Raw genomic sequence first — 26,440 nt, forward strand, 5'->3', positions numbered from 1 at the left:
AACCTGACATTTATCAGGTTTTAGGAAAATTTATTTTTTTTCATTTGCTTCTATTTTTAATCCGAATACAAATGACAAAAAATAATCTGCATACTTTTCATATTCCGGTAATGGGACTTGCCTATACCATTGACAGTCCTATACGAGTAGCACAGTACGGAATTTCATCTGTTATTGCTCTCGCTGACGATGATCTGATTGAGAAGATGCGTAATTTTTATAGCACTAAATTCAATATTCCTTACGAAGAAATTACTCAAAAATTTCATGACTACCGTGCTGAAAGAATTACCTCTTACTTAAATTTAGTTGATAAAATTGTAAAAGAGAAATTCGAAAATTTCAAAATAGAATTGGCGGAAAGCAAAACAGCTTTAGAAAATTTCATGTCAATGCTACCGAATACTTCTGATATTAAAAAGGGATTTCAGAATTTACTGGATGACGGAATCGCTTTTAAAGAGAATATTCAAAATTATATTGAAACACATCTTTTTCCTGGAGAAATTGACGTCAATATTATGACGAAATTAGACAAAGATAATTTCATCAAAAACGAACAGCTTCCAATTGAGTTTAATGATGCACATGCGGCTTTAAGGGGTTTTGCAAATAGCAATTTACAATCTTCTGTGGTACTTTCAGCAGGAATGAATCCGAGATTATTTGGGTATTTCGAAAACTTCCAAGATTTTTTCCCAAATGAAAATAATGAACTTAAAAAGAAAATCATTTTAAAAGTAAGCGATTTTAGATCGGCCATGATTCAGGGAAATTTCTTGGCTAAAAAAGGGCTTTGGGTTTCAGAATATCGCATCGAATCAGGATTAAACTGCGGAGGACACGCTTTTGCAACAGACGGACTCTTGTTAGGCACTATTTTAAGCGAATTCAAGCAGAAAAAAGATCAATTGACACAATCTGCCCACGAATTAATGATTAAAGCTTTACAGGCCAAAAATCAGCATTTTCCTGAAAATCCTTTAGAATTGAAAATTACAGTTCAAGGTGGTGTTGGAACTGCTGCAGAACATGAGTTTTTATTAGACGAATATAATGTTGATTCTGTTGGTTGGGGTTCTCCATTTTTATTAGTGCCCGAAGCTACTTCTGTCGATAAAGAAACTCGTAATTTATTAATGAATGCCAAAGAAGATGATTTTTATTTAAGTAATATTTCGCCTTTGGGAGTTCCTTTTAATACTTTGAAGGGAACTACAAATGAATTTTTAAAGCAAAAACGAATTCACGAGAATAAGGCAGGAAGTTCTTGCCCGAAGAAATTTTTAGCTTTAAGCAAAGAATACGATCCTCACGGAATTTGCACGGCTTCAAAAAAATATCAGGACATTAAACTAGAAGAACTAGAAGCAAAAAAAGATTCTCTATCTGCTGATGAATTTGAAAAAAATAAAATCAAAATCACCGAAAAATCGTGTCTTTGTGTTGGTTTGGCTAATGCTTCTTATCTGGAAAATGATATTAAAATAAAAGGTCAAGCTCAAGGAGTAGTAATTTGCCCAGGGCCAAACTTGGCTTATTTTGATCAGGAGGTTTCTTTAAAACAAATGATCCAGCATATCTATCAAGGGAAGTCGATTATTAGAACAAACGATCGTCCGAACTTGTTTATAAAAGAGCTTAAAATGTATATTAGTTACTTTAGAAATGAAATTCAATCTGTTTCTGGCGAACTTACAACGGCTCAGCATAAAAAATGGAATACTTTTAAATCTAATCTGTTAGATGGAATTGAATATTATAAAAATTTATTTGAATCGACAATAGCCTTTAAAGGAGACTTAAATCAACTCGATTCTTGTAAATCAGAATTAGTTGGTATAAAAATTCCCGTTTCAGAGTTGGTTTAAAAATGAAAACCCCAAATTATCACTAATTTGGGGTTTGTTTTTATTTATAGGAAACTATTCGTTCCTCTTATTTTTGCTATCAATAACAGCTCCAGTTCCTGTACCAACTGCAGCTCCGGCTAAACCACCAATAATGGCACCTTCTCCTTTTTTCTTACTGACAATTGCTCCAGTTGCGGCTCCAACTCCGGCACCAATTACAGCGCCTTTAGCAGTTGCACTCCAGCCTTTCTTTTTGGTTGTTGTCGTTGTGGTAGTGGCCGCCGTTCCATCTTTTTGCTGCACTACTACAACCTTTTCTTTCTGAGCTTCAATCTTTTCCTCATTTAATTTTGCCATTTCAGCCTTCATCGAATCGATAACACGCTGTTTGTTAATCTCAACTTTCATTGAATCAATACTGGCTTGTTTGGCTTTATTTATATCTTCTTTATTTTGTTGTTGACAAGAAGTTAAAAATATCACGGTCAATAAAATATATAAGCCTTTCATGATCTTGTAATTTTAAAATTATACACTACAAATTACGAAATATCTGTTATAACGGTTGTTACAGAATTTTTTTGAAAGTTTATAACATTTGAAGATTGATGTCTGTTTCGTGCTGAGTTTATTCCCCAAGCTGAATGAAATTAATCTCGCAAAGGCGCTAAGACGCAAAGTTTTTTTTGACAAACAGTACGGTTACTATTTTAGATAAACCTTATTTTCCTAAGATTCCTTTTTTAAGAATCTGTCCAAAATCATACATATCTTCATAAGAACAATATAATGGAACTGGCGCCAGACGAATTACATTTGGTTCACGCCAATCTGTAATGACACCATTTTTCATTAAATAGTCGAATAAAGCTCTTCCTTCTCCGTGAAGAAAAACAGATAATTGCGAAGCTCTTTCTTCTGGATTTGTTGGTGTAATGATTTCGAAAGTACTCTCTACTTCTTTATCAATTTCGTGAAGAATAAATTCTAAATATGAAGTAATGTGATCACGTTTTGCAATTAATGCATCCATTCCAACCTCAGCAAACATTTCTACTGAAGCCAAATATGGCGCTAAAGAAAGAACTGGAAGATTACTAATTTGCCATCCGTCAGCTCCGTGAACGGGATCAAAATTTGGCTCCATTTTAAAACGGCGCTCTTTGTTGTGTCCCCACCATCCTGCAAATCTGGGTAAATTTGAATTGTGATGTTTTTCGTGAACGAAACATCCAGAAGCATTTCCTGGACCTGAATTCATATATTTATAACTGCACCAAGCAGCAAAATCTACATTCCAATCGTGAAGTTCTAGTTTGATATTTCCGGCAGCATGTGCCAAATCCCAACCTACTTTGGCTCCAACTTTTTGCCCAGCTGCAGTGATGGTTTGAATATCGAAAACTTGTCCGGTATAATAATTTACTCCGCCAATTAAAACCAAAGCCAACTCATCACCAACTTCTTCTATTTTTGCCAAAACATCTTCCAAACGAATATTGTGTTCTCCTTCTCTTCGTTTAATTTCTACAATTGCATCTTCAGCTTTGTATCCGTGAAAGTTTACTTGGCTTTGAAACATATATTGATCTGATGGAAAAGCCTTTTCTTCACAGATGATTTTATAACGTTTCCCTTTCGGCTGATAAAAAGAAACCATCAGCAAATGAAGATTTACTGTCAAAGTATTCATTACCGTAACTTCTGACGGAAGCGCTCCAACAATCTTACTCAATGGTTCTGCAAATCTTTCCTGATAATCCCACCAAGGTTTTTCAGCATAAAAATGACCTTCGACAGCTAATTCTGCCCAATCATTCATTACTTCATCAATGTATGCTTTGGTTCGTTTTGGCTGTAATCCTAAAGAATTCCCCGTAAAATAAATTACTCGTTTATCATTTACTTTAGGAAAAATAAATTGTTCTTGATAATGGTTTAATGCATCTTTCGAATCTAGCTCTCGTGCAAATTCGCGTGTATTTTGAAAAGTCATTGAGTTTTTGTTTTGCCTGCTAAAATAACAAATTTTGTTTGGTTTGTTTCAGGTTGATATGCTTTGTGTGTTTTTTTAACGCAAAGTTCGCAAAATCTTTTTTTATTAAGGCTAACATTTACAAACGCTAAGTTCGCAAAGCTTTGCGTTCTTTTGTTTCTGGTAAACACATACTGAGCAAAAAATCCTTGCTCCCGATAGCGATCGGGATTGCGTTTAAATTTCGCACCGAACGTCAAACTTGAAACTTGAAACTTGAAACAAATAAAAAAACCCGACAGCTTCTAAAAAACTGTCGGGTTCTTATATTGAAAAATTAATTCCTATTAAAGAATTAACATCGCATCTCCATAAGAATAGAATTTGTATCCTTCTTTGATTGCTTCTTCGTATGCTTTTTTCATTAAATCGTGTCCACAGAAAGCAGAAATCATCATTAATAATGTTGATTTTGGCGTGTGGAAATTGGTAATCATACAGTTTGCAATACTGAAATCGTGAGGAGGAAAAATAAATTTATTTGTCCATCCTTCGTAAGGATTCAATGTATTTGCAGAAGAAACAGAACTTTCAATTGCACGCATAGAAGTTGTTCCTACAGCACAAATACGTTTTTTCTTTGCTTTTCCTTCGTTTACAATATCACAAGCTTTTTGTGTAATGATTAATTCCTCAGAATCCATTTTGTGTTTAGATAAATCTTCAACCTCAACTGGATTAAAAGTTCCTAAACCTACGTGTAAAGTTACCTCAGCAAAATTTACTCCTTTGATTTCTAATTTTTTCAAAAGGTGTTTAGAGAAGTGCAAACCAGCAGTTGGTGCCGCTACAGCTCCTTCTTCTTTTGCGTAGATCGTTTGATATCTTTCAGCGTCTTCTGGCGTAACGTCTCTGTTGATGTATTTAGGAATTGGAGTTTCTCCAAGTTCAGTCAATTTGTTTCTGAATTCTTCATAAGAACCATCGTATAAGAAACGTAAAGTTCTACCACGAGAAGTTGTATTGTCAATTACCTCAGCAACTAACGAATCGTCGTCACCAAAATAAAGTTTGTTACCAATACGGATTTTTCTAGCAGGATCTACTAAAACGTCCCATAAACGTTGCTCTGAATTTAATTCTCTTAATAAGAAAACCTCAATTCTAGCTCCAGTTTTTTCTTTGTTTCCATACAAACGCGCAGGGAAAACTTTTGTATTGTTAAGAATTAAAACGTCTCCGTCATCAAAATAGTTGATCACGTCTTTAAACATTTTATGTTCGATAGTGTTTTTTTTACGGTCAATTACCATTAAGCGAGATTCATCTCTGTTTTCTGCTGGAAATTCAGCCAAAAGTTCTTTCGGTAAATTGAAATTGAAGTGTGATAATTTCATATTTGAATTGTTGATTTTAGAGTGTAGTTTTTAGATTTGTTTATCTAAAATTTTAAATCGGTTGCAAATATACGATTGTGAGATAGGCGTTGTCAAGTGTTTTGGCTTTTATTTTCAAAAGTCCTTGATTTTGTGAGGTTTCGAGAACCATTAAAAATGTGTTTTTTTCTATAAGAAACATTTTCAACATATTATTGTCATTTCGACGAAGGAGAAATCTTCGCCAGAAACTCGACAAAGATTAGATTTTGATTGCGGAGCTACTTGCGAAGATTTCTCCTTCGTCGAAATGACAAACTTTGCGATTATATTCAAACTTGGACATAAAAAAACCTCTGGCTGAACCAGAGGCTATGTTTTAAATACTTTGTGTAAGCTTTTATTTAAATGAATTTATATTACTTACATAGTTCATTTGTTTTACAATTCTGAAATTTGAAAGTTTAAAGCCTTTAAATCGTCCCAAAAATCTGGATACGATTTTGAAACAACTCCTGCATCTTCTATAATAATTGGAACCTTTATTGCCAACGGCGCAAAAGCCATTGCCATTCGGTGATCATTATAGGTTCCGATTTTTACATCGTGATTTATAGTATCAGATTTTACTAGAGTCAAGCTATCATTAGTTACAGAAATATTAGCTCCTAATTTTGTAAGTTCTGTTTTAAGCGCTTCTAATCGGTCTGTTTCTTTAATTTTTAAAGTATGAAGACCTGTTAAATGACATCCAATTCCTAAACCTAAACAAGTTACTACAATTGTTTGCGCAATATCTGGCGTGTTGTTCAATTCAAAATTTACATCTTGATAATTGAATCCTGACACTTTTTCCAAAGTCATTTTATTGTTTTGGAAAGTAGTTTTTACTCCCATTTTTTCATACAGCGAAACTAATTCAGAATCTCCCTGAAGGCTGTTTTCTTTATAACTGCTCAAAGTGATTTTTGCTGCATCGGCCAAAGCTACAAGACTAAAGAAATAAGAAGCAGAACTCCAATCCGATTCTACAACCATTTCTTTTGATTCAACAGCTTCTTTTGGATAAACTTTAATTACATTGCCTTCAAAACTGGCTTTAATATCTAAATCATTCAACAGAGCCAAAGTCATTTTGATATAGGGAATTGAAGTAATTTCTCCTTCTAAAGTAAGTTCTAAACCATTTTCTAATTTTGAAGCTACAAGCAAAAGTGCCGAAATATATTGGCTGCTTACATTTGCTGCCAAAGTAACTTTTGAAGCCGTAACTTTTTTTCCTTTGATTCGAATTGGCGGATAACCTTCTTCTTTTTCATAAGAGATTTCAACCCCCAATTGTCTTAAAGTATCAACCAAAATTTTGATTGGGCGTTCCTGCATTCTGCTAGAACCTGTCATAACCACTTCTCTACCTTCGTTTACAGCAAAATAAGCAGTCAGGAAACGCATTGCAGTTCCGGCGTGGTGAATATCTACGATTTCATCATTTCCTACTAATGCTTTCTGCATTACTTCGCTATCGTCTGAGTTTGAAGTATTGGCTAAAGTAATATTTGGGAATAAAGCTTTTAGAAGCAATAAACGGTTCGTTTCACTTTTTGAACCGGTGATATTTAGTTGCGAATCATCAATGGTGAATGGTGAATTCGTGCTTAATTTTAAATTCATTTTTTTAATTGTAAGTTGTGAATTATGAATTATGAATGATTAGAAACATAATTCAGCCCCGCAATTTACCACTCCCCATTCATAATTCAAAATTGAAAACTCATAATTCAAAACTTATGAGTGATATTTCACAATTATTTCAATTTATCATTGTTTTTGTGACGATCTTTATCTCTAACCGATTTTAAATCCATTTTTTTGTCGAAAGCCGCTTGCAAATCGATTCCTGTTTGATTGGCTAAACATAGCACAACAAAAACAACATCTGCCAATTCTTCTCCTAAATCTTTGTTCTTATCGCTTTCTTTTTCAGATTGTTCTCCGTAACGGCGTGCAATAATTCGGGCAACTTCACCTACTTCTTCTGTCAGTTGTGCCATATTGGTCAATTCGTTAAAGTAACGAACTCCGTGTTCTTTAATCCAGGTATCAACAGCTAATTGTGCATTTTTCAAATCCATCTTCTATATCTTTTTAAGAATTATTTTTTCATTTTGGCTTACGATCATCTTCTGAAAAAACTCTTTTATCATTCCGTAATCCTCAGCTGCAAAAATACTATTGTTGATTTCTTTTTGGCTCACAATTTGAATTTTGTTTCCAGCAACCGAAAAATTTAAGATATAAGACATCTGTTTATCCTCTGAAGTTATCTTTACCGGTTTTGGAATAGATTCTACAGCATAGTTTTCTGGAATTTGAATACTAAAATTAAATCTTTCCATATTTTTATATCCAAAATAGATAGGCATTTGCCTTTTTTCTTGGTTAAAAGGATTTTTATTTCTGGTAAAAAACAATAATGGATCGATAAAAATCTTACCGTCAATAATATCTAAACGGTTATTTGATGTAAATGAAAAAGTTTCTACAACAGACTGATCCAAATTTGATTTCTGATTTTCTATTGAATAATTTGAAATCTCTACATCTCCCAAATTATTTTCAAATTTCTCCAGATAAACGTCCTCTGCTTTACCATTATTTTCTTCTCTAAAACTATATGCATCATAATCTGTCCTTTGAACTCTTATTTGACCATTCATTTTTCCATCTGGATCAATTTTAGCCATCAAGCCATAAATTTCTTTCGACTGTGCTACTGGATCTAATTCAATTTCTTCAGAACTCCCATCTTTTTTAATTAGTCGCCCTTTCCAATTTAAAACATTTAATGGTAAAATGTTAGGCGCTGTGAGTTTGTGAGTAGCATCCAAAAGAATTCTTTTACCATCAATTTCTGCTGCTGCTATTACATAATTAAATCCAGTTCTTGTTGGATAAACCGGAAGTCCGTTTTGAATTGTACTTACCAAAACAGGATTTGCTTCTATACCTGCTGCGCGAAGCATGTTTATCAAAATAAAATTTATTTCTGCAACATTTCCAGTTTGTTCTTTATAAGCTTTTTCAACTCCTTTTTCTGTATAATAGCTATTAATTTCGTTCCAGTTCATTCGATTTTTGACATAGGTAAAAATCAGATTCAATCTTTCTTTTTTATCTTCTACGTTAGTCAATAATTTATTCAAATCATCTGTAAACAAAGTGCCTTGATTAAGCTGTTTTCCAAAACTTTCGTCTTTAAAAATAGTTTTTGCAACACCTTCCCAAGTTAAACTGTAGTCTTTAACAGGCTGATCAGGCAGACGAACTCTTTCTAATTCTTGCTGAATACTTCCTCGATAATTTTCTAAATTATTAACATAAGGTTCCTCTTTTAGCGCTGGAACATCTTTTCCTTTAAAAAAGGTTTCAATTTGTTTATAACTAAATGAGCTTGTCTGGCTGTAAGCATTATCAAAGCTCTGACTGGCACTTGTAAATTTAGATTCTGTTTCGAGCGGAATTCCTCCAACTAAGAGCGGTTTATAAATGTAAAACTCTGGAATCTGTGTTTTATAATAAAAATAATCAACAGGAATATCAAACTGAATATCAAAATCTGGAAATTTAATAAGATTTTCAGATCTTAAAACATATTTGTACTCAATGATAGAACCGACTTTTACATTTGGCAAGGTAATCGTCTTTTCCTTCCAATACTTATTAATCTTGGTTTTAAATTCTCCCTGGTTGTTTAGTTTTGTTTTTACAATGTTTCCATTCTCTAAATTATACGTCACGGCTTCTGAAAATTCTAAACGATCTTCGTTTAACTTTTCGTACCCAGTATAAAAGCGTACTTTCTGGTCGGCCCAGTTTAAACCTTCTTTCTTATATATTTTGATTTTTACTTCACAGACATGATTGGCGTAAAATCCAATATCTTTGTTATATCCAAAATAAGTTCTTCCTTTTTTAAACAAGATAGCAGCGGGTGCGCTGCTATCTTTAGGATGCACTTTCTCATTTAATTCTGCGATTGTTACTTTGCCCAATTCATAATTTTGAGCTTGAATGGTTATTGTACTCCAAAAAAAGGCGATACAAATCAGGAAAAATTTAGGCATAATTTAAATACGTTTTAAAACGATTTTTTCTGTTTCTTTAGCAATCATGGTCTTGTAATATTCTTTCAGCATATCATACTTTTCAGCGGAAACAATAGCTTCATTGATCTGATGTAGAATAGACAATTGTAAAGTATCTCCATTGGATGCAATATTAAATTTAAAAGCACCAAGATTATCTTCCATTGTTACAGCTGCAGGAGCCGGCAATGTTTCCACTGCAAAACCTTCTGGAATTTTAATCGTGATATTATACTTATCAGCAAACGGATAACTAAAATCAACCGGATATTCTCTCACTTCCTGTTTAAAAGGATTTTTATCATTGGTAAAAAATAGCATCGGATTTAAGTATATTTTATCGCCAATCAGCTCGCATAAATTATTTCCTGTAAAAGAATAAGTTTCTATAATGGGAAGAAGCACATCTTTTTCATTTGTCTTGGAGTACTCACTAATTTCTATTTTATTATTTTGGTTTTCTAGTTTTTCTAAATATTCTTCTTCTTTGAAACTTTCAATGTTGCTTCGTGTAATCATTGCATTATAATCCATGCATTGTCTCCTTGTTTTACCAGTAATTTTTCCATTACTGTCAATACTATAATTCATGAAAACATTGTCTGCCGAAGTTTTTTCTGGCATTAAATTAATCTCTTCAGATGTTCCATCTTTTCGTATTAATCTTCCTGACCAGTTTAGAACTCTTAACGGCAAAATATTTGGAGTCGAGAATTTTTCTGAGGCGTCTAACAAAATATGTCCGTTTGGAGTTTCTACTGCAGCAATCACATAATTAAATGCCGTTCTGTTGGGAAACAACGCTATTCCGTTTGAACGCGTACTTACCAAAACTGGATTTGCTGTTAATCCTGAATAACGTAACATTGCTGTCAGCATTAAATTTATGTCGGCAATATTTCCCGTTTTTTCTTTGTAGGCTTTCTTAACACCATTATCACAGCTATAACCTGTATAACTGTTCCATTTCACGTTTGATTTTACATGATTAAAAATCGCCCAAATTTTCTCTTCTGGTGTTTTTGTTTCCGCAAGGAGTTTTTTCAGGTCGTCTTCAAAATATCCTGTTTTATTTAATTCTGGACCAAAATCTTCATAATCATAAATTGTTTTCACAACTGAATTCCAATCTGTAGAAAGTTGCTTTATAGGTTTGTTTGGAAATCTCGTCATTGACAATTCATGTGAAACCGATGACATATAGTTTTCTATATTATTTACATACGATTCATCTTTCATCGCTGCAAAATTTTCTGCAGTATAAGTCGTTTGAGTTTCTACATATTCAATTTTATCCTGATAAAACTCTGTTTGAGTTGCTCCGCCTCCAAAACCTCCTGTGTTATATCTTTCTTTTGAAGTAATAAGGAATGATTTATTAGCTTTTTCTGAAATCACCTTGGGAAAAACATACCCTTTTTGTGCTGGAGTAAAAACAAAATATTCAGGAACATATGTTTTAAATTCTGAATAATTTACAGGAATACTAGTTTGAAAATCCCAATCTCGAATAAGTACATCTGGGCTTCTAACGCTGTATTTGAATTCTATAACAGAACCTTCTTTAACATTCGGCATCGTGATTTTCTTCTGGCTTCGAAATTTACTTACTGCCTCATCAAATACTCCATCACTTTTCAGTTTTGTAGCTTCAATTTTACCTCCTACCAAATTATACGTCACAGCATCGCTTACAGATACTTTCTCTTTAAAATCAGTACCGTAGTAATACCAAATTGCCTCATTGGCCCAATTATATCCTTCTTTTTTATAGATTTTAATACGGGTTTCAACATCCAAATAAGTTACAAATCCTGTGTTTTGATCGTAGTCGATTCTTGCTTTTCCTCTTTTGTATAAAATGGCAGCCGCGGCAGATGAATCTTTAGGATGTACTTTCTGCTGCAGTTCAGTAACAGACACTTTTCCAAGTTTAAATTCCTGAGAAATTATTTTTGGGCTAAGCAATAAAATCACAGTTAGACTAAATAGTTTAATAATTTTCATTGGTAATTTTTGGTTTATTTTGGTTTATGATTGTTAGTTTTTGGTTAGGACTATTTTGGCATTGTCGTTTCTTGAAACTTGTTCCATAAACAAACGGTATTCATCATATTCTTTGTTAGAATATTTTCCTTTGTTAAGGAACATCGATCTTTTATATGTTAATTTGTTATTGTCCTTTTTGATGATTTCAGTTTTGTATTCGCCAAATTTTCCTTTTAGCTCATAATTCTGGGGAAGAAATTCAATACTGTAGCCATCAGGAAGATTGATCTCGATTTCGTCTGTATCGAAATAGCCACGCTGAATTTGAAATGGACTTTTGCGGTTTCGCACTCGTTTTATATTTCCTGTATATTGATTAAAAGCATCAACCACAAAAATCATCTTATTACCCGTCAACGTTCCGTAATTTACTGCGCTTAACTGAACATCTTCAGTAAAACAAATATTCTCTTTATCGTTTGTAAAAGTAATTTTGCCCAATTTTAAGTTGTTGATATTATCCCAATACTCTTTGTAATGTTCTTCTTTTTCGTTTGGTTGCATGGTTTCTACTCGAGATTTAGATGCATATTGACTTCCTTGTGATGCAATTTTTAATGTTCCTGAGAAATTTCCAGCTCCATCAATTGTGTAAGTTCCTTTTCCATCTTGGATATTTCCTCGATCGTCGTAGATTTTAGTGCGAACAATTTCTCCTCCTTCTGGTTTTACAACCAAAACATCACGATCGTCTGTAAAAGTTCCTTGATAACCAAATGGATCATCCTGACTTGTACATTCTAGCCAGATGTAACTATCTTTATTCGGAATTGCCAAAATCATATGGTTTCCTTGCATCGAAACAAAATCAGACTGAATATCTGCTTTATAACGATCGCCATATAAAATGGTATTGTAGGACGGAACATCTACAACCTGCAAAAGTGCTTTTGTATAATTTGATAATGCTTTGCAATCCCCATATCCTAAACGATCGACATCGTTGGCCAGCATAGGTTTCCAGCCGCCAATTCCAACTGCAATGTTTACATATCGGGATTTTTTCTGCACGTAATCGTAAATGATTTTAGCTTTCTTTACAGTATCTTTTTCATCACCAACAAGAGCTTTGATTTTTGCTTTGGTTTCTTCGGGCAAAACAGTAGTTCCCGTTAAGATTTTATCGCCATACCATTTACCGAATGCTTCCCAAGTAGTAGCATTTCCGTCAACTCCTTCTAAATGAAAATTTTCTAATCCCATCATAACTTTAGGAAAAAGATCTGACGGAGAAGGGCTAAGATCTTCTTGTTTTTGAGCAGGAATATTTGTTGCTATATAACTTAAATTGGTATCGGTATCGGCTGTTTTTTTTATTTTGAAATTATCAAACCGGAACTCTTTCTTTTTAAAGCCCAATCCCTTTGGAAAAGTAATATTCAAAATACATTTTTCTATGCTTACATAATAATTACCAATAAAATACCATTGTGGAATAAATGCTGTATTTGACGTTTCTGTTTCGCACGTAAAAACAATTGTAAAAGGATATGAAATTGGAGTATAATCTAAGTAAAGCACTCGATTATCTGAAAAAAGCGTGCTTCCGCTTACGGCGCTTTGATCCCTAAAATCTTTTCTTTTGATTTTTTTGATTTCATTTCCTAAAGCGTCATAGACTATAGCTTCAATATTCTTCACTGAAGTTGTCTTATCATAATGACTAAAAGCATCAATATCTTTTAAACCTTTTTCGTTTAAAACAGAAACAATTCTTTGAGTTTTAATATTCATACTTCTTTGCGAAGCAATGACAATATCCATCTGGTCTAAGCGAAGAACAGCATTAGCATTTTGTGTTAAACTATCAGGAATAGAAAATATAGGATAAATGCTCTTTTGAGCAGAAATATTGGCGGTAAATAAAATAAAAAATAATGCGCAAAACAGGTTTTTCATTAGTAGGTATTTTCGTCAAATATATATTATTTTCAGAAATCCTTAACAAATGTTTAATAATATTTTATTCCCTGTTTTTGCTATCCATTACGATTGTAACTGGCCCGTCATTTAAAAGGCTGACTTTCATATCGGCACCAAAAATTCCAGTTTGCACTTTCTTACCCAATTCTTTTTCCACTGCCTGAACAAAGTTCTCGTACATTGGAATTGCAAAATCTGGTTTGGCTGCTTTTATATATGAAGGACGATTTCCTTTTTTGGTCGATGCATGAAGCGTAAACTGACTAACAACAATAATATCTCCGTCAATATCTTGAACCGAGCAGTTCATAACGTCATTTTCGTCTCCAAAAATTCTCATTTTTATAATTTTTCCAGCAAGCCAATCTATATCTTCCTGAGTATCGGCATCTTCAATTCCGACTAAAACCAATAAACCTTTTTGAATATCTGCTGTTTTTTTATTTTCAACTGTTACAGATGCCTCAGAAACTCTTTGAAGTACAATTTTCATTTATATTATTTTTTTTAGCCACTCCCGATAGCTATCGGGATATGAGGATTAAAAAGATTTTAAATTCTAATGTTAGATGCACTGCAGTACATTTCGACAGTTAGAATCGGTCTTACCTTCTGTTTGGAATTTGGATTTTTAAAATTGGAATTTATTTACTTTCTTGTTTCATCACTCGCAGCGCGATCTTCTCCATAAGTATCGGTACGATAATGCTCATCGTCACCTTCTAGAATTTTAAGGTAGCTATTGTAACGTGACCAAGCAATTTCATCTTTTTCTAAAGCTGCTTTTATGGCGCAATGCGGTTCTTCCTTGTGTAAACAGTTGTTAAACTTACATTGATCTTTCAATCTGAAAAATTCTGGAAAATAATCGGTGATTTCAGTTGGCTCCATATCAACGATTCCGAAACCTTTAATTCCTGGAGTATCAATAATTCGGGCATCAAAAGACAAATCGTACATTTCAGCAAAAGTCGTGGTGTGCTGTCCTTGCTTGCTTTGTTCTGAAATTACGGAAGTTTTTAAGTGAAGACTTGGTTCTAATGCATTAACCAAAGTTGATTTTCCAACACCAGAATGTCCGGAGAACATACTTACTTTACCAATCATCATTTCTTTTAGCTTGTCAATTCCTTTATTTTCAGTTGATGAAATTCGGAGACACTTATATCCTATTTCCTGATAAATATGCTGCAGATAAAGCTGATCGTCTAAAGTTTGTTCTGTTAAAGTGTCAATTTTATTGAAAACAAGAATAGCCTCAATTCCATACGCCTCGGCAGTAACTAAAAAACGGTCAATAAAACTTGTCGTCGTTGGCGGATTATCAATCGTAATCAGTAAAAAAACCTGATCAATATTAGAAGCAATAATATGAATCTGCTTTGACAAGTTAACCGATTTACGAACGATATAGTTTTTTCTTTCATGAATGTTATGAATCGTTCCCGTAATAGCATCCGAAGTTTCATCCAACTCATAATCGACTATATCGCCTACAGCAATAGGATTGGTACTTTTAATTCCTTTTATTCTAAATTTCCCTTTCATACGGCATTCTATAAAATCTCCTTTTTCAGATTTTACGGTATACCAGCTTCCTGTAGATTTATATACGGTTCCTGTCATTCTTTTATTTTAGATTTCTGATTTTAGATTTTAGATTAAAACCTAAATCTTTTGCAAAGATAAATGAATAATTTAAACCATATAAGTAATATATTTGAATATAACTGGGCGAATATTTTCCTAAACAAAAATCCCCACTACTTCTTTCAAAGCTATGGGGATTTAAAAAAACAATCTATTTTTAATATTGTGCTATAAGAAAAACTTAAGATAAATCTCAACCAAACCTAAATTATCTTATATCACTTATATGGTTTAAGACAAAATTATGCGTTGAAAATTTTCTCTTGATGACCAATACTTTCTTGGTGAATTGCTTTGAATAATTTCAAAACAAACTCTTCAGTAAGACCTTTTTTCTCACCTTCCAAAATCATTTTTCCTAAGATTTCGTTCCAACGGTTGTTTTGAAGGATCGCAACGTTTGCATCTTTTTTCACTTGACCAATTTCATCAGCTACTTTCATACGTTTTCCTAACAATTCTAATAAGTTAGCATCCAAAACGTCGATGTTAGCTCTTAATTTTTTCATTTTTTGGCTGTACTCATCTGTAGTATCATCCGTTTTTCTGATAGTTAAATCTTTGATGATTTGTTTCAAAGCATCTGGAGTAACTTGTTGAGCAGCATCAGACCAAGCGTTGTCTGGATCGATATGCGTTTCGATAATCATACCGTCGTAGTTCAAGTCTAAAGCCTCTTGAGTTACTTCGAAAATCATTTTACGATCTCCAGTAATGTGAGATGGATCGATGATTAATGGTAAATCAGGGAATTTATTTTGCAATTCGATAGCAATCTGCCACTCTGGAATGTTTCTGTATTTTGTTTTTTCGTAAGTAGAGAAGCCTCTGTGGATAACACCTAATTTCTCGATTCCAGCCATGTGTAAACGCTCAACACCACCTAACCATAAAGCTAAATCTGGGTTTACAGGGTTTTTAACCAAAACAATTTTATCAGTTCCTTTTAAAGTATCAGCAATTTCTTGAACTGCAAAAGGGTTTGCCGTTGTACGTGCACCAACCCATAAAACGTCGATATCGTGTTCTAAAGCTAGTTTACAGTGAGCTGCAGTTGCAACTTCAGTTCCCATTAATAAACCAGTTTCTGCTTTAGCTTTTTGCAACCATTTTAATCCAATTTCACCAACACCCTCAAATCCTCCTGGACGAGTTCTTGGCTTCCAGATTCCAGCTCTGAATACGCTAACTTTTGAATCCTTTAATTCGTGAGCGATTTTCAAAACTTGATCTTCAGTTTCTGCACTACAAGGTCCAGCTATCACAAGTGGGTGATTTAAATTGAAATCCTCTAACCACTTTCTCATTTCTTTTTTATTTTCCATCGTTTTTATAGTTTACTTTTTTATAGTTATTCCGTTTAATATTTCTCTAATTTTATTTACACCTTCCATTTCTTCAAAAATGGCGTTGTAATTATCGTCTGCCAGCAAATCTCTAAACTGAGTTAAATTTGCGATATAACCTTCTAAGGTTTCCAGAACGTATTCTTTGTTTTGTTTAAAAATTGGTGTCCACATTGCAGGTGAACTTTTTGCCAAACGAACAGTGCTTTCAAATCCACTTCCCGCCATATCAAAAATATCCTGTTCGTCTTTTTCTTTATTCATTACTGTTTTTCCGAGCATAAACGAACTGATGTGCGATAAATGCGAAACGTAAGCAATGTGTTTGTCGTGCGAAACGGGATCCATGTATCGGATTCTCATTCCTATTGAAGTGAAAAGATTTAATGCTTTTTCTTGTAATTTAAAAGCCGTCTTTTCTACCTCACATATAATATTTGTTTTTCCTTGAAACAAACCTCTTATTGCTGCCGATGGCCCGGAAAACTCTGTTCCTGCAATTGGGTGCGTAGCAATAAAATTTCTTCTTTTCGGGTGATTGGCTACTGCTTCGCAAATTGGTTTTTTAGTAGATCCTACTTCAAAAACAATCGTTTTATCTCCTACAGCATCCAAAACTTTAGGCAAAACCGTCAGCGCTACATCTACAGGAACCGAAACAATTACAAAATCGGCTTTTTGCAGATCCTCAAAACTTCCCGCTTCATCAATAACTCCAAGATCAATTGCTTCCTGCAAATGTTTTTCGTTATTATCGATTCCTAAAATAGTAGCATCAGGATAACGTCCCTTGATGTCTAACACCATCGAACCGCCTATTAACCCTATTCCTATTACGTATACTTTCATATCTTTTTAAAAATTTCAAGTCTTAAAATTCCAATTAAATGACTTCGACTTCGCTCAGCCTGACAATCTGGATAAAAGTCTTGATTCTTGCTTCTAAAATCTTAATACTCTAAAATCGATCAATCGCTTCTTGTACTTTTTCTTCTTTTACACACAATGAGAATCTGATATATCCTTCGCCGTTGCTTCCAAAAATGGTTCCCGGCGTGATGAAAATATGTTTCTCATATAATATTTCGTCAATGAACTTCTCTGCTGATTCGATTCCTTCTGGAAGTTTAGCCCAAACAAAAAGTCCAACTCCTTCTTTATATACTTTGCAGTTTAATTTTTCTGCTAGTTTTTCAGTCAATTCTCTACGGCGTCTGTAAATTTTGTTTTGGTCTTCAAACCAAGATTTATCACATTTTAAAGCTGCGATAGCTCCTTTTTGGATTCCGTAATACATTCCGCTGTCCATGTTGCTTTTAACTTTTAGAACCGCATCGATAATTTCAGGATTTCCTAAAACCATTCCGACTCTCCAGCCCGCCATATTGAATGTTTTACTTAGCGAATTCAATTCTAAAGCCACCTCTTTCGCTCCTTCAACCTGCAATAAACTCATCGGATTATCATTCAAAACAAAACTATACGGATTGTCATTTATCAATAATATATTGTGTTTTTTAGCAAAAACTACCAATTTTTCAAATAACGCCAAACTTCCCGTAGCTCCTGTAGGCATATGCGGATATCCCAGCCACATAATTTTTACTTTCGAAAGATCCAATTTTTCAAGAGCTTCAAAATCTGGTTCCCAGCCATTTTCTTCTTTCAAGTCATAATACACTGGAACTGCCTCAACCAAATTGGTTACCGAAGTATAAGTTGGATAACCTGGATTCGGAATCAAAACGTGATCGCCTTCATTTAAAAATGCCAACGAAATATGCATAATTCCTTCTTTTGAACCCATAAGAGGTAAAATCTCATTATTCGGATTCACTTCAACACCAAACTGATCACGATAAAAATCCGCCATCGCCTGTCTCATTTCTGGCAATCCTTGATAGCTTTGATAGCCATGTCCGTTTTCGTCTTGAATTGCTGCAGCGACTGCTTCAATTACTGCTTTTGACGGACTCAAATCTGGACTTCCAATTCCCATGTTGATGATCGGTTTTCCTTCAGACATCAACTGACGAACTTCTCTTAGTTTTGATGAGAAGTAGTATTCTTCAACTGTGTCTAATCGTTTTGCTGTTGTAATCATGATTTCTATTTATTCTCTTTTAGAGTTTCTTTATTTTTTAATCCCGAAGGATTGGAATTTGGAATTTCTTTAATTGGAATTTCCTTATTTAAGGTCTGGTATTCTTATATTCTCCCAACACTTTGAAATATTCTGCCATGATGTTTAATAACGTTTTGGCTTTTGCAAAATCTTCATATTTCTCGAATGTTACATCTACGAAGAATGAATATTTCCAAGGCGTTTCGATTTTTGGAAGCGACTGGATTTTGGTTAAATTCAGTTTGCAGTCGCTCATGACATTTAAAACCGCCGCTAAGCTTCCCCTTTTGTGATCTAATTCAAATTTTACCGATGCTCTGTTGATTTCGCTTTCTGGCAAAAATGAATTTTGCTTTTTAATGATTACGAAACGCGTCATATTATTTTTGATCGTTTGAATCGATGATGCAATAATATCCAGATCGTACATTTCAGCTGCCGTTTCACTCGCGATTGCCGCAATTCCTGTTAACTGTTTTTCCTGAATTCTTCTCGCTGTTTCCGCTGTATCTTTATCCTCAACCAATTTGATATTTGGATATTGTTTCAAGAAATCCATGCATTGCAAAAGTGCCATTGGATGTGAATGAACTTCTTTTATATCCTCAATTTTTTGACCTTTTAAAGCCATTAAATTCTGTTGAATGTTTAAATAATGCTCTCCAATTATGTGTAAATTATTCTTGTCAATCAATGCATAATTTGGAATAATTGGCCCTGCAATTGAATTTTCGATCGCCATAACAGCCTGATCCGATTTTCCGGCAATAAGGCTGTCGATCAATTCTTCAAAAGACAAACATTCATCAATATCCACATTTTCAGAGAAATACTCCTTCACAACCTGATGATGAAATGATCCTTTTATACCTTGTATTGCAATTTTCGTTGTCATATAGTCAAAAAAAAATCCTGATTTTCATCAGGATTGTATATTAGTTTTATTTGTCTTAAAATTCGATCTCAAATAACCATAGCACAATCCTGACTTCTACTAAAGAAGAAATAAAAATTGTTGCTAAAATAAAAACGGTTACTTGCCATTTTGTTTGTGTTATTTTGTAAATTCTCTGCGAATGTATAAATTATTTTTAGTGCACCAAAAAAAAGATTGCATTTTATGAAACAAAAAAGGATTTCTTAACAAATTTGGCAGGTTTTGTATGATAATATAAAAATATCGGCTTAAAATGAGAATATTAAAAAGAGATTCTGAGGTTCTAAGTTGCTGAGATGCTAAGTTTTTTTCGCCACAAATTCACGAATTCGCGCAAATCTCTGTGCAATTGAATCTAATTTCACAGATTTTAAATAAAATCCGTGAATTGCTTCGTCTATTCGCTATCGCTCGGGTCGTGGCTATTTACCAATCAAAACAATCCGGAAACTGGTTTATTCATAATCCCAATTTTAGCATAATCAAAATTCATTTTTTCTTTTAATAAAGAGGCATAAACACTTCTGAAATCAATTTCATATTTTAAATCGCCGTTATCTAAGTCTGCTAAATTTGGATTTCTTCCTAAAATAGTTCCTTTGTTGTTTCCTCCTATGATAAACATTGGCGCCGCAGTTCCGTGATCTGTTCCGTTGCCGTTGTCTTTTACGCGTCTTCCAAATTCGGAAAAAACTACGATTGTGACATTCTGCAATAATTGAGCTTGTTTTAAATCGGAATAAAAACTGTATAACGAATCGTTTAAATCGGTTAACTTTCTTTCGTGAATTGCAAGCTGATTGTCGTGCGTATCAAATCCGTTGAGAGAGGTATAATATACTTTTGAATTTAGATTTCCTTTTATCAGTCTTGCAATCCATTCCAAATTTTTCGATAATTCTGTTTTTGGATACCTGATTTCGGTTTTAGATTTGGCCAAAGCTTTCTGGATTTCATCAGAGCCTTCGGTAACGGAATTGGCAATTTTTCGAACAAAATCTAAATGTGGATTTTTAGACAAAGTCACATCTTCTTCTTTTGATTTCACTTTAAATCGATCTGGATCTTTTACGGTTATAAAATTAGGTTCAACACCTTTTAAAGCCAAATTATCAATCGAATCTAAATTTATTCCCGCCGTTGCCTGATGTCCGTTGCATTGCAAATCTAGAAATCTACCGAGCCAGCCTTCATTTATATATTTATTCGAATCGGTTGCAGTCTGCCAGATTTCCTGACTTCTAAAATGAGAACGAATAGGTTCTGGATAACCGACATTCTGAATTACGGTTAAATCTCCGTTTTGCTGCATTTGAGCAAAATCTTTTAACGAAGGATGAAATGCCATTCCTTTATTTTTACCAATAACCAAATCTTTATTTAAAGCAATTTTTGTTCGTAAATCATAATACAACGGATCATCATATGGAATAAAGGTATTTAAACCGTCATTTCCGCCATTCAGCTGTACAAAAACGACACATTGTTCTCCCACAATCAAATTGTTCTGAGAACCAAAAGCGTGTAAAAAATCGGGAAGCACAAGCAATCCGCCTGTAAAAGTTCCTGTCAATGTTAGAAAATTTCTTCTGTTCATGATTACTGCTTTTTAGATTAATTGATATTCTGGAAGTTTTGCGATGTAATTAAAAAGTCTGACCACAGCAAAATCGGCGTGTGGGTCTTTAGGATCAAAATCGTATTTCAGAAGATTTTCCATATCTTTTTGAGCCGAATCGCTGACATTAAATAATAATCGGCCTGACAATTCTGAAATAATCGTTTTATTATTTCCATCAGAATCAAAAGCGACTTTTACGGCAACTTTTTCATATTCCGATTTTTCTTTTTCAACTCCGTTCATCATCGTTTTCAAAACCTTTCGATTCAGACTTTTTCCACTGCATAATAAATCGGCTGTATTGTTTCTTTGAAGATAAATCTGCGAAGTCAGCCAAGAATTGCCACCATCCCATCCTTTTACATTCACCTGATTATACAAATCCATTCCTTGCTGCTTTAAAAATGCCATAATTGCAGCATCATTAACATTCTCCATTTGCAATTCGTCACAAAGCTGTAAAATATAAACCAGCGGATTTTTGATTTTATTTCCCGAATTCTCTTTTTTAAATTCTTCTGTAAAAATCTTAGTCAGTAAAGGTTCGATTTCAAATTTTTGCTTTCGAAGATAATCTCCGTAATACACCACTAAATCTTCAGGCGGATTATCACAAATAAACCATTTCAAAATTTTTCGGGTAATGAGGTACGGAATGTTTTTCTGTTCGAAAATAATATCCACTAAATCATCTGCTTTCCAATTTCCTTTTTTTCCGAAATAGGTTTTATCGCTGTTGTCTTCGATATTCTTTCTGTAAGCCGCACCTTCATCGCCAATATTTAGTCCGGCCAAAGCTTTTGCACCATTTTTAATATCGTCTTCGGTATAATTTCCAATTCCGATTGTGAATAGTTCTAGTAATTCACGGCTTAGATTTTCGTTTACTTTTCCTTTTTTATTATCGCCATTATCGAGGTATCGCACCATTGCGTTTGATTTCAGAATTTGTTTGGTTAATTCTTTGAAATTGCCAAAGGCATTTTCGCGCAAAATCATATTGTGCTGATAAATCCAGTAATTGATTTTTACTTTTTGAGAAGTCGAAACAAAATGATTGTGCCAAAAACAAACCATGTTTTCACGCAATGGAAATTCATCATTTCGCATTTTAGCAATCCACCATTTTTTAAATTCGGCATTGGCTTGATTTTCTTTTTTCTGAATTTCCTTTTTAGTTTCGGGATCTGAAGTTTTGATGATTTCCCGAACCTGTTTGAGCTCTAAATTAGTTTTGGGCTGATCTTGCAGAAAGTCTGGAAGTGCTATATCGAATTTTGAATTATAAGATTGCTTTAGAAATTTTTCTAAGCCGAGTTTTTCAATTTTTGAAGCTTGTTTTCCTGAAAAACCTAATCGTAAGGACCAAAGACTGCTTTTTTTCATCGTTCAGAAATTATTACAATAAGACTCGACTTTCTTTTAAAGGTTTAATTCTTTTAAAGATGCTAAGTCACTAAGATTCTGAGGTGCTAAGTTTTGAAAAAGTTTTTGGTATTAATTTAGAACGGGGATTTTTTGGGGATATTGTTTTAACAATATTCAATAATCATAATCAAATATAGCCCGTGGTTTCAACCACGGGAAGCAGATTGGGGAAATATATTGTGTTCCGGTGGTTGAAAGCATGGGCAATATTCAACAAAAAATAGCTAAACCTTCCGTTATTAATATAAAAATTCATCTATGAATTCTTTATCTTCATTAACGTAAAGAAAATAATTAGCAATCTTTTTTTCATCTTTACATAGTTCTAATCTGATTTCAACATACGGAGTAGGAATAAAATCGTGATCTAACAAAATTGAAATAGATTTTGAAACAATCCTATCGAATTGAATCGTTTCATATTCATCTGCACTTATATTGTAAAAATATTCTGCAGCAAGATTATAAAACTCTTTTTCATTATCAAATATTCCTTCTGATAAATCCATTTATTTTAGATTTAGAATTTAATTGACAGCTCTAAATGCCCACCCAAACCAAGTTCTACAATTTTTTGAAGTGTCGAAAATTTAACTTCTTTTACATTATTCTCAATCTTAGAAATATATGATTTTGTTGTCCCTGCTTTTACCGCAAGTTCTTCCTGAGTCATTCCTTTTTGAAGTCTCGCTTCTTGAAGCAAAACTCCAATTTTAAAATTTTCATAACCCGCTTCTAGCTCGTCACGTTTTGGTGTTCCAATTTTTCCATAATGTTGTTCTACAAAATCTTCTAAGCTAACCAAATTTTTATTTTTCGTTTTCATATTCTTTCTTAATTTTCAATGCTTTTTTAATTTCTTTCTTTGGTGTTTTTTGAGTTTTCTTTTGGAACCCATTAGCCAGAACAACTAATCTTCCTTCATCAAAAAAACAAAAGACCCTAAATATATTACTTCCTAGCTGGATTCGAATTTCAAAAAGTCCATCTGTATTTTCAATATGTTTTAAGTATGCTGATGGAACATTTTCAACATACTCAATTACTCTTATCGTCCAGATTATTTTTGCCTTAACTTTTTCTTCTTGTTTATCAAAAAACTTTTTAAAATAGTCTTTAAAGAAAAAAACAGACCTAATCTTTTCATTATTCATAAATTACAAATATATTAAAGTTGTACCAAAGTACAACTTGTTAATCCAAAAAAACATTTAAACAATTAAGCCTCCTCTCCATTTGCTATATTTCGCAACACATCTGTAATAGTTACTGAACTTCTCCCTTCATAGCCTAGTGCAATTGCTATCGCTTCTAAAGCACTTGGATGTTTATCTGATGAACTAACTACTAATCCATTTTCTAAAATTTGATTTCTTTGTATTTGAATCGCTAATAATAAAGTTTCAAAATCTGATAGTTTTGAATATTCCTCTTTTAATTTTATTGCAATTCGATTATAATCTTCAATTTCGATTTTCATTTTTTTTGTATTATTTTTACTATTAAAAAAGCAAATGTAAAATAAAAAAAGCAGTTATCGTTAAATAACTGCTTTCTATAACTAAGAAAATCTTTCTTCTTTATTCTATTCTCTTTCTTCTAAGAAAAATTAAGACCCACACATCTCACAATCCTCAGGATCTGCAGCTTGTGCTTTTAAAAGCATTGCTTTGTAATCCTCAACACTGATTGATTCAGTTTTCTGGACTAATGACGGAGCTGTTTCTTGTTTTTTATCGTTGTTTAATGTGAATTTAATCGCATCTACAGCCGCTTTTGTTCTTAGGTAATACATTCCTGTTTTTAAACCAGACTGCCAAGCGTAGAAGTGCATTGACGTTAATTTAGAATAGTTTGCATCTTGCATGAACAGGTTCAAAGATTGAGACTGGTCAATAAAATATCCTCTTTGACGAGACATATCGATAATGTCCTTCATCGACATTTCCCAAACTGTTTTGTAAAGATCTTTTAAGTCTTGAGGAATGATATTGATATTTTGAACAGATCCATTATGACGCATAATTTCTTGTTTCAAATCTTCATTCCATAAACCTAATTTCACTAAGTCTTCTAGTAAATGTTTGTTTACTACGATGAACTCTCCAGACAATACACGACGAGTATAGATATTTGAAGTATATGGTTCAAAAGCTTCGTTGTTTCCTAAGATTTGAGAAGTAGAAGCGGTTGGCATTGGTGCCACTAATAAAGAGTTACGAACTCCGTGTTCCATAACTTCTTTTCTTAATGAAGCCCAGTCCCAACGACCAGATAATTCTTCATCTTTTAATCCCCACATGTTGTATTGGAATTCTCCTTTAGACATTGGCGATCCTTCGAAAGTTGAATAAGGCCCTTCTTCTTTTGCCATTTCCATAGAAGCAGTTACAGCAGCGAAGTATAAAGTTTCGAAAATTTCTTGGTTTAATTTTTTAGCTTCATCACTTGTAAACGGCATACGCAACATAATGAAAGCATCTGCTAAACCTTGAACTCCTAATCCAACTGGACGGTGGCGCATGTTTGAGTTTTCAGCTTCTTGTACTGGATAGTAGTTTCTGTCGATTACTTTGTTCAAGTTGCGAGTAACACGTTTTGTAACATTGTAAAGTGATTCATGGTTGAATTCTCCGTTTTCAACGAACATCGGCAATGAGATTGAAGCTAAGTTACAAACTGCAATTTCATCTTTAGATGTAAACTCCATAATCTCTGTACACAAGTTAGAAGAACGGATCGTTCCTAAATTCTTGTGGTTCGATTTACGGTTTGCTGCATCTTTGTACAACATATATGGTGTTCCAGTCTCGATTTGAGATTCTAGGATTTTCTCCCATAATTCACGAGCACGGATTGTTTTTCTTCCTTTTCCTTGCGCTTCATATCCTGTATACAAAGCTTCAAATTCGTCTCCGTAAACATCATATAAACCTGGACATTCATTTGGACACATTAAAGTCCATGGCCCATCTTCTTGAACACGTTTCATGAACAAATCTGAAGTCCACATTGCGAAGAATAAATCTCTTGCACGCATCTCTTCTTTTCCGTGGTTTTTCTTTAAATCCAAGAAATCGAAAATATCAGCATGCCAAGTTTCGATATAAATCGCAAAACTTCCTTTACGTTTTCCACCTCCTTGATCTACATAACGTGCTGTGTCGTTGAAAACTCTCAACATCGGAACAATTCCGTTTGAAGTTCCATTTGTACCGCGAATGTAAGATCCAGTCGCACGAACGTTGTGAATAGAAAGTCCAATTCCTCCCGCTGACTGCGAAATTTTAGCTGTTTGTTTTAATGTATCATAAATACCATCAATACTGTCTTCCTGCATTGCCAAAAGGAAACAAGATGACATTTGAGGTTTTGGAGTTCCCGCATTGAACAACGTTGGCGTTGCATGCGTAAAGAACTTTTTAGACATTAAATCATAAGTTTCAATAACTGATTTCAAATCGTCTAAGTGAATACCAACAGAAACACGCATTAACATGTGCTGCGGACGCTCAACGATTTTTCCGTTTATTTTAAGAAGATAAGAACGCTCTAAAGTTTTGAAACCAAAATAGTCGTAATTAAAATCTCTTGTATAAATGATATGAGAATCTAAAAAAGCAGCGTTTTCTTGGATCACTTTGTAAACATCATCAGCAATTAATGGTGCATCTTGACCATTTCTTGGGTTTACGTAGTGATACATATCTTTCATCGTTTCTGAGAAAGATTTTTTGGTATTTGAATGCAGGTTAGAAATTGCTACACGAGCTGCTAATTGAGCATAATCGGGATGCGCAATTGTCATAGAAGCCGCCGTTTCTGCTGCAAGATTATCCAATTCAGAAGTCGAAACTCCATCATACAATCCCTCGATAACTCTCATGGCTACCTTAACTGGATCTACAAGCTCGTTTAAGCCGTAACACAATTTTTTGATTCTTTCTGTAATCTTATCAAACATTACGGGCTCTCTGTGGCCATCTCTTTTTACTACATACATAAGCTTACC

The 26,440-nt window shown here is 33.6% G+C and carries 22 protein-coding genes; 1 reads left to right on the plus strand and 21 read right to left on the minus strand.

All coding sequences use genetic code 11. The annotated features are described in order from the left end of the window. Positions 1 to 71: 71 nt before the first annotated feature. Entirely contained in the window at positions 72 to 1,871 is a 1,800-nt protein-coding gene (locus FF52_RS09645; RefSeq protein WP_035691309.1) for a hypothetical protein, read from the plus strand. 54 nt (positions 1,872 to 1,925) lie between these two features. Here FF52_RS09645 and FF52_RS09650 read toward each other — a convergent pair whose 3' ends face one another. From FF52_RS09650 to FF52_RS09755, 21 genes are all read right to left on the minus strand, one after another. Next, positions 1,926 to 2,363, minus strand: coding sequence for a YMGG-like glycine zipper-containing protein (locus tag FF52_RS09650; protein WP_008465000.1), 438 nt, complete (start codon positions 2,361 to 2,363; stop codon positions 1,926 to 1,928). 211 nt (positions 2,364 to 2,574) lie between these two features. Beyond that, positions 2,575 to 3,849 (minus strand): kynureninase, encoded by a 1,275-nt coding sequence (kynU, locus tag FF52_RS09655; protein ID WP_008465002.1) that lies wholly within the window; start codon positions 3,847 to 3,849, stop codon positions 2,575 to 2,577. Positions 3,850 to 4,175: 326 nt separating this feature from the next. Beyond that, the gene (gene queA / locus FF52_RS09665; RefSeq protein WP_008465005.1) at positions 4,176 to 5,225 is read right to left on the minus strand and encodes a tRNA preQ1(34) S-adenosylmethionine ribosyltransferase-isomerase QueA; all 1,050 of its coding nucleotides are present in this window, start codon (positions 5,223 to 5,225) and stop codon (positions 4,176 to 4,178) included. 420 nt (positions 5,226 to 5,645) lie between these two features. Beyond that, a complete protein-coding gene (aroA, locus tag FF52_RS09670) occupies positions 5,646 to 6,875 on the minus strand; it encodes a 3-phosphoshikimate 1-carboxyvinyltransferase (protein ID WP_008465006.1) in 1,230 nt (409 codons plus the stop codon). Positions 6,876 to 7,009: 134 nt separating this feature from the next. Beyond that, the gene (locus FF52_RS09675; protein ID WP_008465007.1) at positions 7,010 to 7,336 is read right to left on the minus strand and encodes a nucleotide pyrophosphohydrolase; all 327 of its coding nucleotides are present in this window, start codon (positions 7,334 to 7,336) and stop codon (positions 7,010 to 7,012) included. Between the two features lie 3 nt (positions 7,337 to 7,339). Beyond that, positions 7,340 to 9,328 (minus strand): DUF3857 domain-containing protein, encoded by a 1,989-nt coding sequence (locus FF52_RS09680; protein WP_008465009.1) that lies wholly within the window; start codon positions 9,326 to 9,328, stop codon positions 7,340 to 7,342. Between the two features lie 3 nt (positions 9,329 to 9,331). Beyond that, the gene (locus tag FF52_RS09685; RefSeq protein WP_008465011.1) at positions 9,332 to 11,356 is read right to left on the minus strand and encodes a transglutaminase domain-containing protein; all 2,025 of its coding nucleotides are present in this window, start codon (positions 11,354 to 11,356) and stop codon (positions 9,332 to 9,334) included. 33 nt (positions 11,357 to 11,389) lie between these two features. Further along, a complete protein-coding gene (locus tag FF52_RS09690; protein WP_008465013.1) occupies positions 11,390 to 13,297 on the minus strand; it encodes a DUF3857 domain-containing protein in 1,908 nt (635 codons plus the stop codon). A 64-nt stretch (positions 13,298 to 13,361) separates the two neighbouring features. Continuing rightward, positions 13,362 to 13,814, minus strand: a complete 453-nt coding sequence (gene dtd, locus FF52_RS09695) for a D-aminoacyl-tRNA deacylase (protein ID WP_008465015.1) — start codon at positions 13,812 to 13,814, stop codon at positions 13,362 to 13,364. Between the two features lie 155 nt (positions 13,815 to 13,969). Beyond that, on the minus strand, positions 13,970 to 14,947 hold the full coding sequence (rsgA, locus tag FF52_RS09700; protein ID WP_008465018.1) for a ribosome small subunit-dependent GTPase A: 978 nt from the start codon (positions 14,945 to 14,947) through the stop codon (positions 13,970 to 13,972). A gap of 266 nt (positions 14,948 to 15,213) precedes the next feature. Next, a complete protein-coding gene (locus tag FF52_RS09705; RefSeq protein ID WP_008465020.1) occupies positions 15,214 to 16,296 on the minus strand; it encodes a bifunctional 3-deoxy-7-phosphoheptulonate synthase/chorismate mutase type II in 1,083 nt (360 codons plus the stop codon). A gap of 12 nt (positions 16,297 to 16,308) precedes the next feature. Next, a complete protein-coding gene (locus FF52_RS09710) occupies positions 16,309 to 17,166 on the minus strand; it encodes a prephenate dehydrogenase (RefSeq protein WP_008465022.1) in 858 nt (285 codons plus the stop codon). Between the two features lie 109 nt (positions 17,167 to 17,275). After that, positions 17,276 to 18,421, minus strand: a complete 1,146-nt coding sequence (locus FF52_RS09715; RefSeq protein WP_008465025.1) for a pyridoxal phosphate-dependent aminotransferase — start codon at positions 18,419 to 18,421, stop codon at positions 17,276 to 17,278. 88 nt (positions 18,422 to 18,509) lie between these two features. Continuing rightward, positions 18,510 to 19,337 carry a prephenate dehydratase gene (locus FF52_RS09720; protein WP_008465027.1) on the minus strand — a complete coding sequence of 276 codons (828 nt, stop codon included), beginning with the start codon at positions 19,335 to 19,337 and terminating at the stop codon, positions 18,510 to 18,512. Positions 19,338 to 19,812: 475 nt separating this feature from the next. After that, positions 19,813 to 20,976 (minus strand): DUF1501 domain-containing protein, encoded by a 1,164-nt coding sequence (locus FF52_RS09725; RefSeq protein ID WP_008465029.1) that lies wholly within the window; start codon positions 20,974 to 20,976, stop codon positions 19,813 to 19,815. Between the two features lie 12 nt (positions 20,977 to 20,988). Beyond that, on the minus strand, positions 20,989 to 22,386 hold the full coding sequence (locus FF52_RS09730) for a DUF1800 domain-containing protein (protein ID WP_008465031.1): 1,398 nt from the start codon (positions 22,384 to 22,386) through the stop codon (positions 20,989 to 20,991). Positions 22,387 to 22,667: 281 nt separating this feature from the next. Further along, entirely contained in the window at positions 22,668 to 22,937 is a 270-nt protein-coding gene (locus FF52_RS09735; RefSeq protein WP_008465034.1) for a hypothetical protein, read from the minus strand. Positions 22,938 to 22,948: 11 nt separating this feature from the next. Beyond that, complete coding sequence (locus FF52_RS09740; RefSeq protein WP_008465037.1) at positions 22,949 to 23,254, minus strand: helix-turn-helix domain-containing protein; 306 nt, start codon at positions 23,252 to 23,254, stop codon at positions 22,949 to 22,951. Next, positions 23,238 to 23,582 (minus strand): type II toxin-antitoxin system RelE/ParE family toxin, encoded by a 345-nt coding sequence (locus tag FF52_RS09745; protein ID WP_008465039.1) that lies wholly within the window; start codon positions 23,580 to 23,582, stop codon positions 23,238 to 23,240. Before FF52_RS09745 ends, FF52_RS09740 begins: the two co-directional genes overlap by 17 nt. Before the next feature lie 65 nt (positions 23,583 to 23,647). Beyond that, the gene (locus tag FF52_RS09750; RefSeq protein WP_008465042.1) at positions 23,648 to 23,908 is read right to left on the minus strand and encodes a hypothetical protein; all 261 of its coding nucleotides are present in this window, start codon (positions 23,906 to 23,908) and stop codon (positions 23,648 to 23,650) included. Positions 23,909 to 24,037: 129 nt separating this feature from the next. Then, positions 24,038 to 26,431: a ribonucleoside-diphosphate reductase subunit alpha gene (locus FF52_RS09755; RefSeq protein WP_008465044.1), complete on the minus strand. Its 2,394-nt coding sequence runs from the start codon at positions 26,429 to 26,431 to the stop codon at positions 24,038 to 24,040. Positions 26,432 to 26,440: the final 9 nt, after the last annotated feature.

Origin of the sequence: Flavobacterium sp. F52 (assembly GCF_000278705.1) — a bacterium.
Classification (GTDB): domain Bacteria; phylum Bacteroidota; class Bacteroidia; order Flavobacteriales; family Flavobacteriaceae; genus Flavobacterium; species Flavobacterium anhuiense.

Excerpts from the sequence above, each read along its gene's own strand:
- aroA (WP_008465006.1), bottom strand. The coding sequence starts at position 6,875 with ATGAATTTAAAATTAAGCACGAATTCACCATTCACCATTGATGATTCG.
- FF52_RS09735 (WP_008465034.1), bottom strand. The coding sequence starts at position 22,937 with ATGGATTTATCAGAAGGAATATTTGATAATGAAAAAGAGTTTTATAAT.
- FF52_RS09740 (WP_008465037.1), bottom strand. The coding sequence starts at position 23,254 with ATGAAAACGAAAAATAAAAATTTGGTTAGCTTAGAAGATTTTGTAGAA.
- FF52_RS09730 (WP_008465031.1), bottom strand. The coding sequence starts at position 22,386 with ATGAAAAAAAGCAGTCTTTGGTCCTTACGATTAGGTTTTTCAGGAAAA.
- FF52_RS09745 (WP_008465039.1), bottom strand. The coding sequence starts at position 23,582 with ATGAATAATGAAAAGATTAGGTCTGTTTTTTTCTTTAAAGACTATTTT.
- FF52_RS09755 (WP_008465044.1), bottom strand. The coding sequence starts at position 26,431 with ATGTATGTAGTAAAAAGAGATGGCCACAGAGAGCCCGTAATGTTTGAT.
- FF52_RS09645 (WP_035691309.1), top strand. The coding sequence starts at position 72 with ATGACAAAAAATAATCTGCATACTTTTCATATTCCGGTAATGGGACTT.
- rsgA (WP_008465018.1), bottom strand. The coding sequence starts at position 14,947 with ATGACAGGAACCGTATATAAATCTACAGGAAGCTGGTATACCGTAAAA.
- FF52_RS09715 (WP_008465025.1), bottom strand. The coding sequence starts at position 18,421 with ATGATTACAACAGCAAAACGATTAGACACAGTTGAAGAATACTACTTC.
- FF52_RS09680 (WP_008465009.1), bottom strand. The coding sequence starts at position 9,328 with ATGCCTAAATTTTTCCTGATTTGTATCGCCTTTTTTTGGAGTACAATA.
- FF52_RS09705 (WP_008465020.1), bottom strand. The coding sequence starts at position 16,296 with ATGGAAAATAAAAAAGAAATGAGAAAGTGGTTAGAGGATTTCAATTTA.
- FF52_RS09725 (WP_008465029.1), bottom strand. The coding sequence starts at position 20,976 with ATGAACAGAAGAAATTTTCTAACATTGACAGGAACTTTTACAGGCGGA.
- FF52_RS09685 (WP_008465011.1), bottom strand. The coding sequence starts at position 11,356 with ATGAAAATTATTAAACTATTTAGTCTAACTGTGATTTTATTGCTTAGC.
- dtd (WP_008465015.1), bottom strand. The coding sequence starts at position 13,814 with ATGAAAATTGTACTTCAAAGAGTTTCTGAGGCATCTGTAACAGTTGAA.
- FF52_RS09720 (WP_008465027.1), bottom strand. The coding sequence starts at position 19,337 with ATGACAACGAAAATTGCAATACAAGGTATAAAAGGATCATTTCATCAT.
- kynU (WP_008465002.1), bottom strand. The coding sequence starts at position 3,849 with ATGACTTTTCAAAATACACGCGAATTTGCACGAGAGCTAGATTCGAAA.
- FF52_RS09690 (WP_008465013.1), bottom strand. The coding sequence starts at position 13,297 with ATGAAAAACCTGTTTTGCGCATTATTTTTTATTTTATTTACCGCCAAT.
- queA (WP_008465005.1), bottom strand. The coding sequence starts at position 5,225 with ATGAAATTATCACACTTCAATTTCAATTTACCGAAAGAACTTTTGGCT.
- FF52_RS09710 (WP_008465022.1), bottom strand. The coding sequence starts at position 17,166 with ATGAAAGTATACGTAATAGGAATAGGGTTAATAGGCGGTTCGATGGTG.
- FF52_RS09650 (WP_008465000.1), bottom strand. The coding sequence starts at position 2,363 with ATGAAAGGCTTATATATTTTATTGACCGTGATATTTTTAACTTCTTGT.
- FF52_RS09675 (WP_008465007.1), bottom strand. The coding sequence starts at position 7,336 with ATGGATTTGAAAAATGCACAATTAGCTGTTGATACCTGGATTAAAGAA.
- FF52_RS09750 (WP_008465042.1), bottom strand. The coding sequence starts at position 23,908 with ATGAAAATCGAAATTGAAGATTATAATCGAATTGCAATAAAATTAAAA.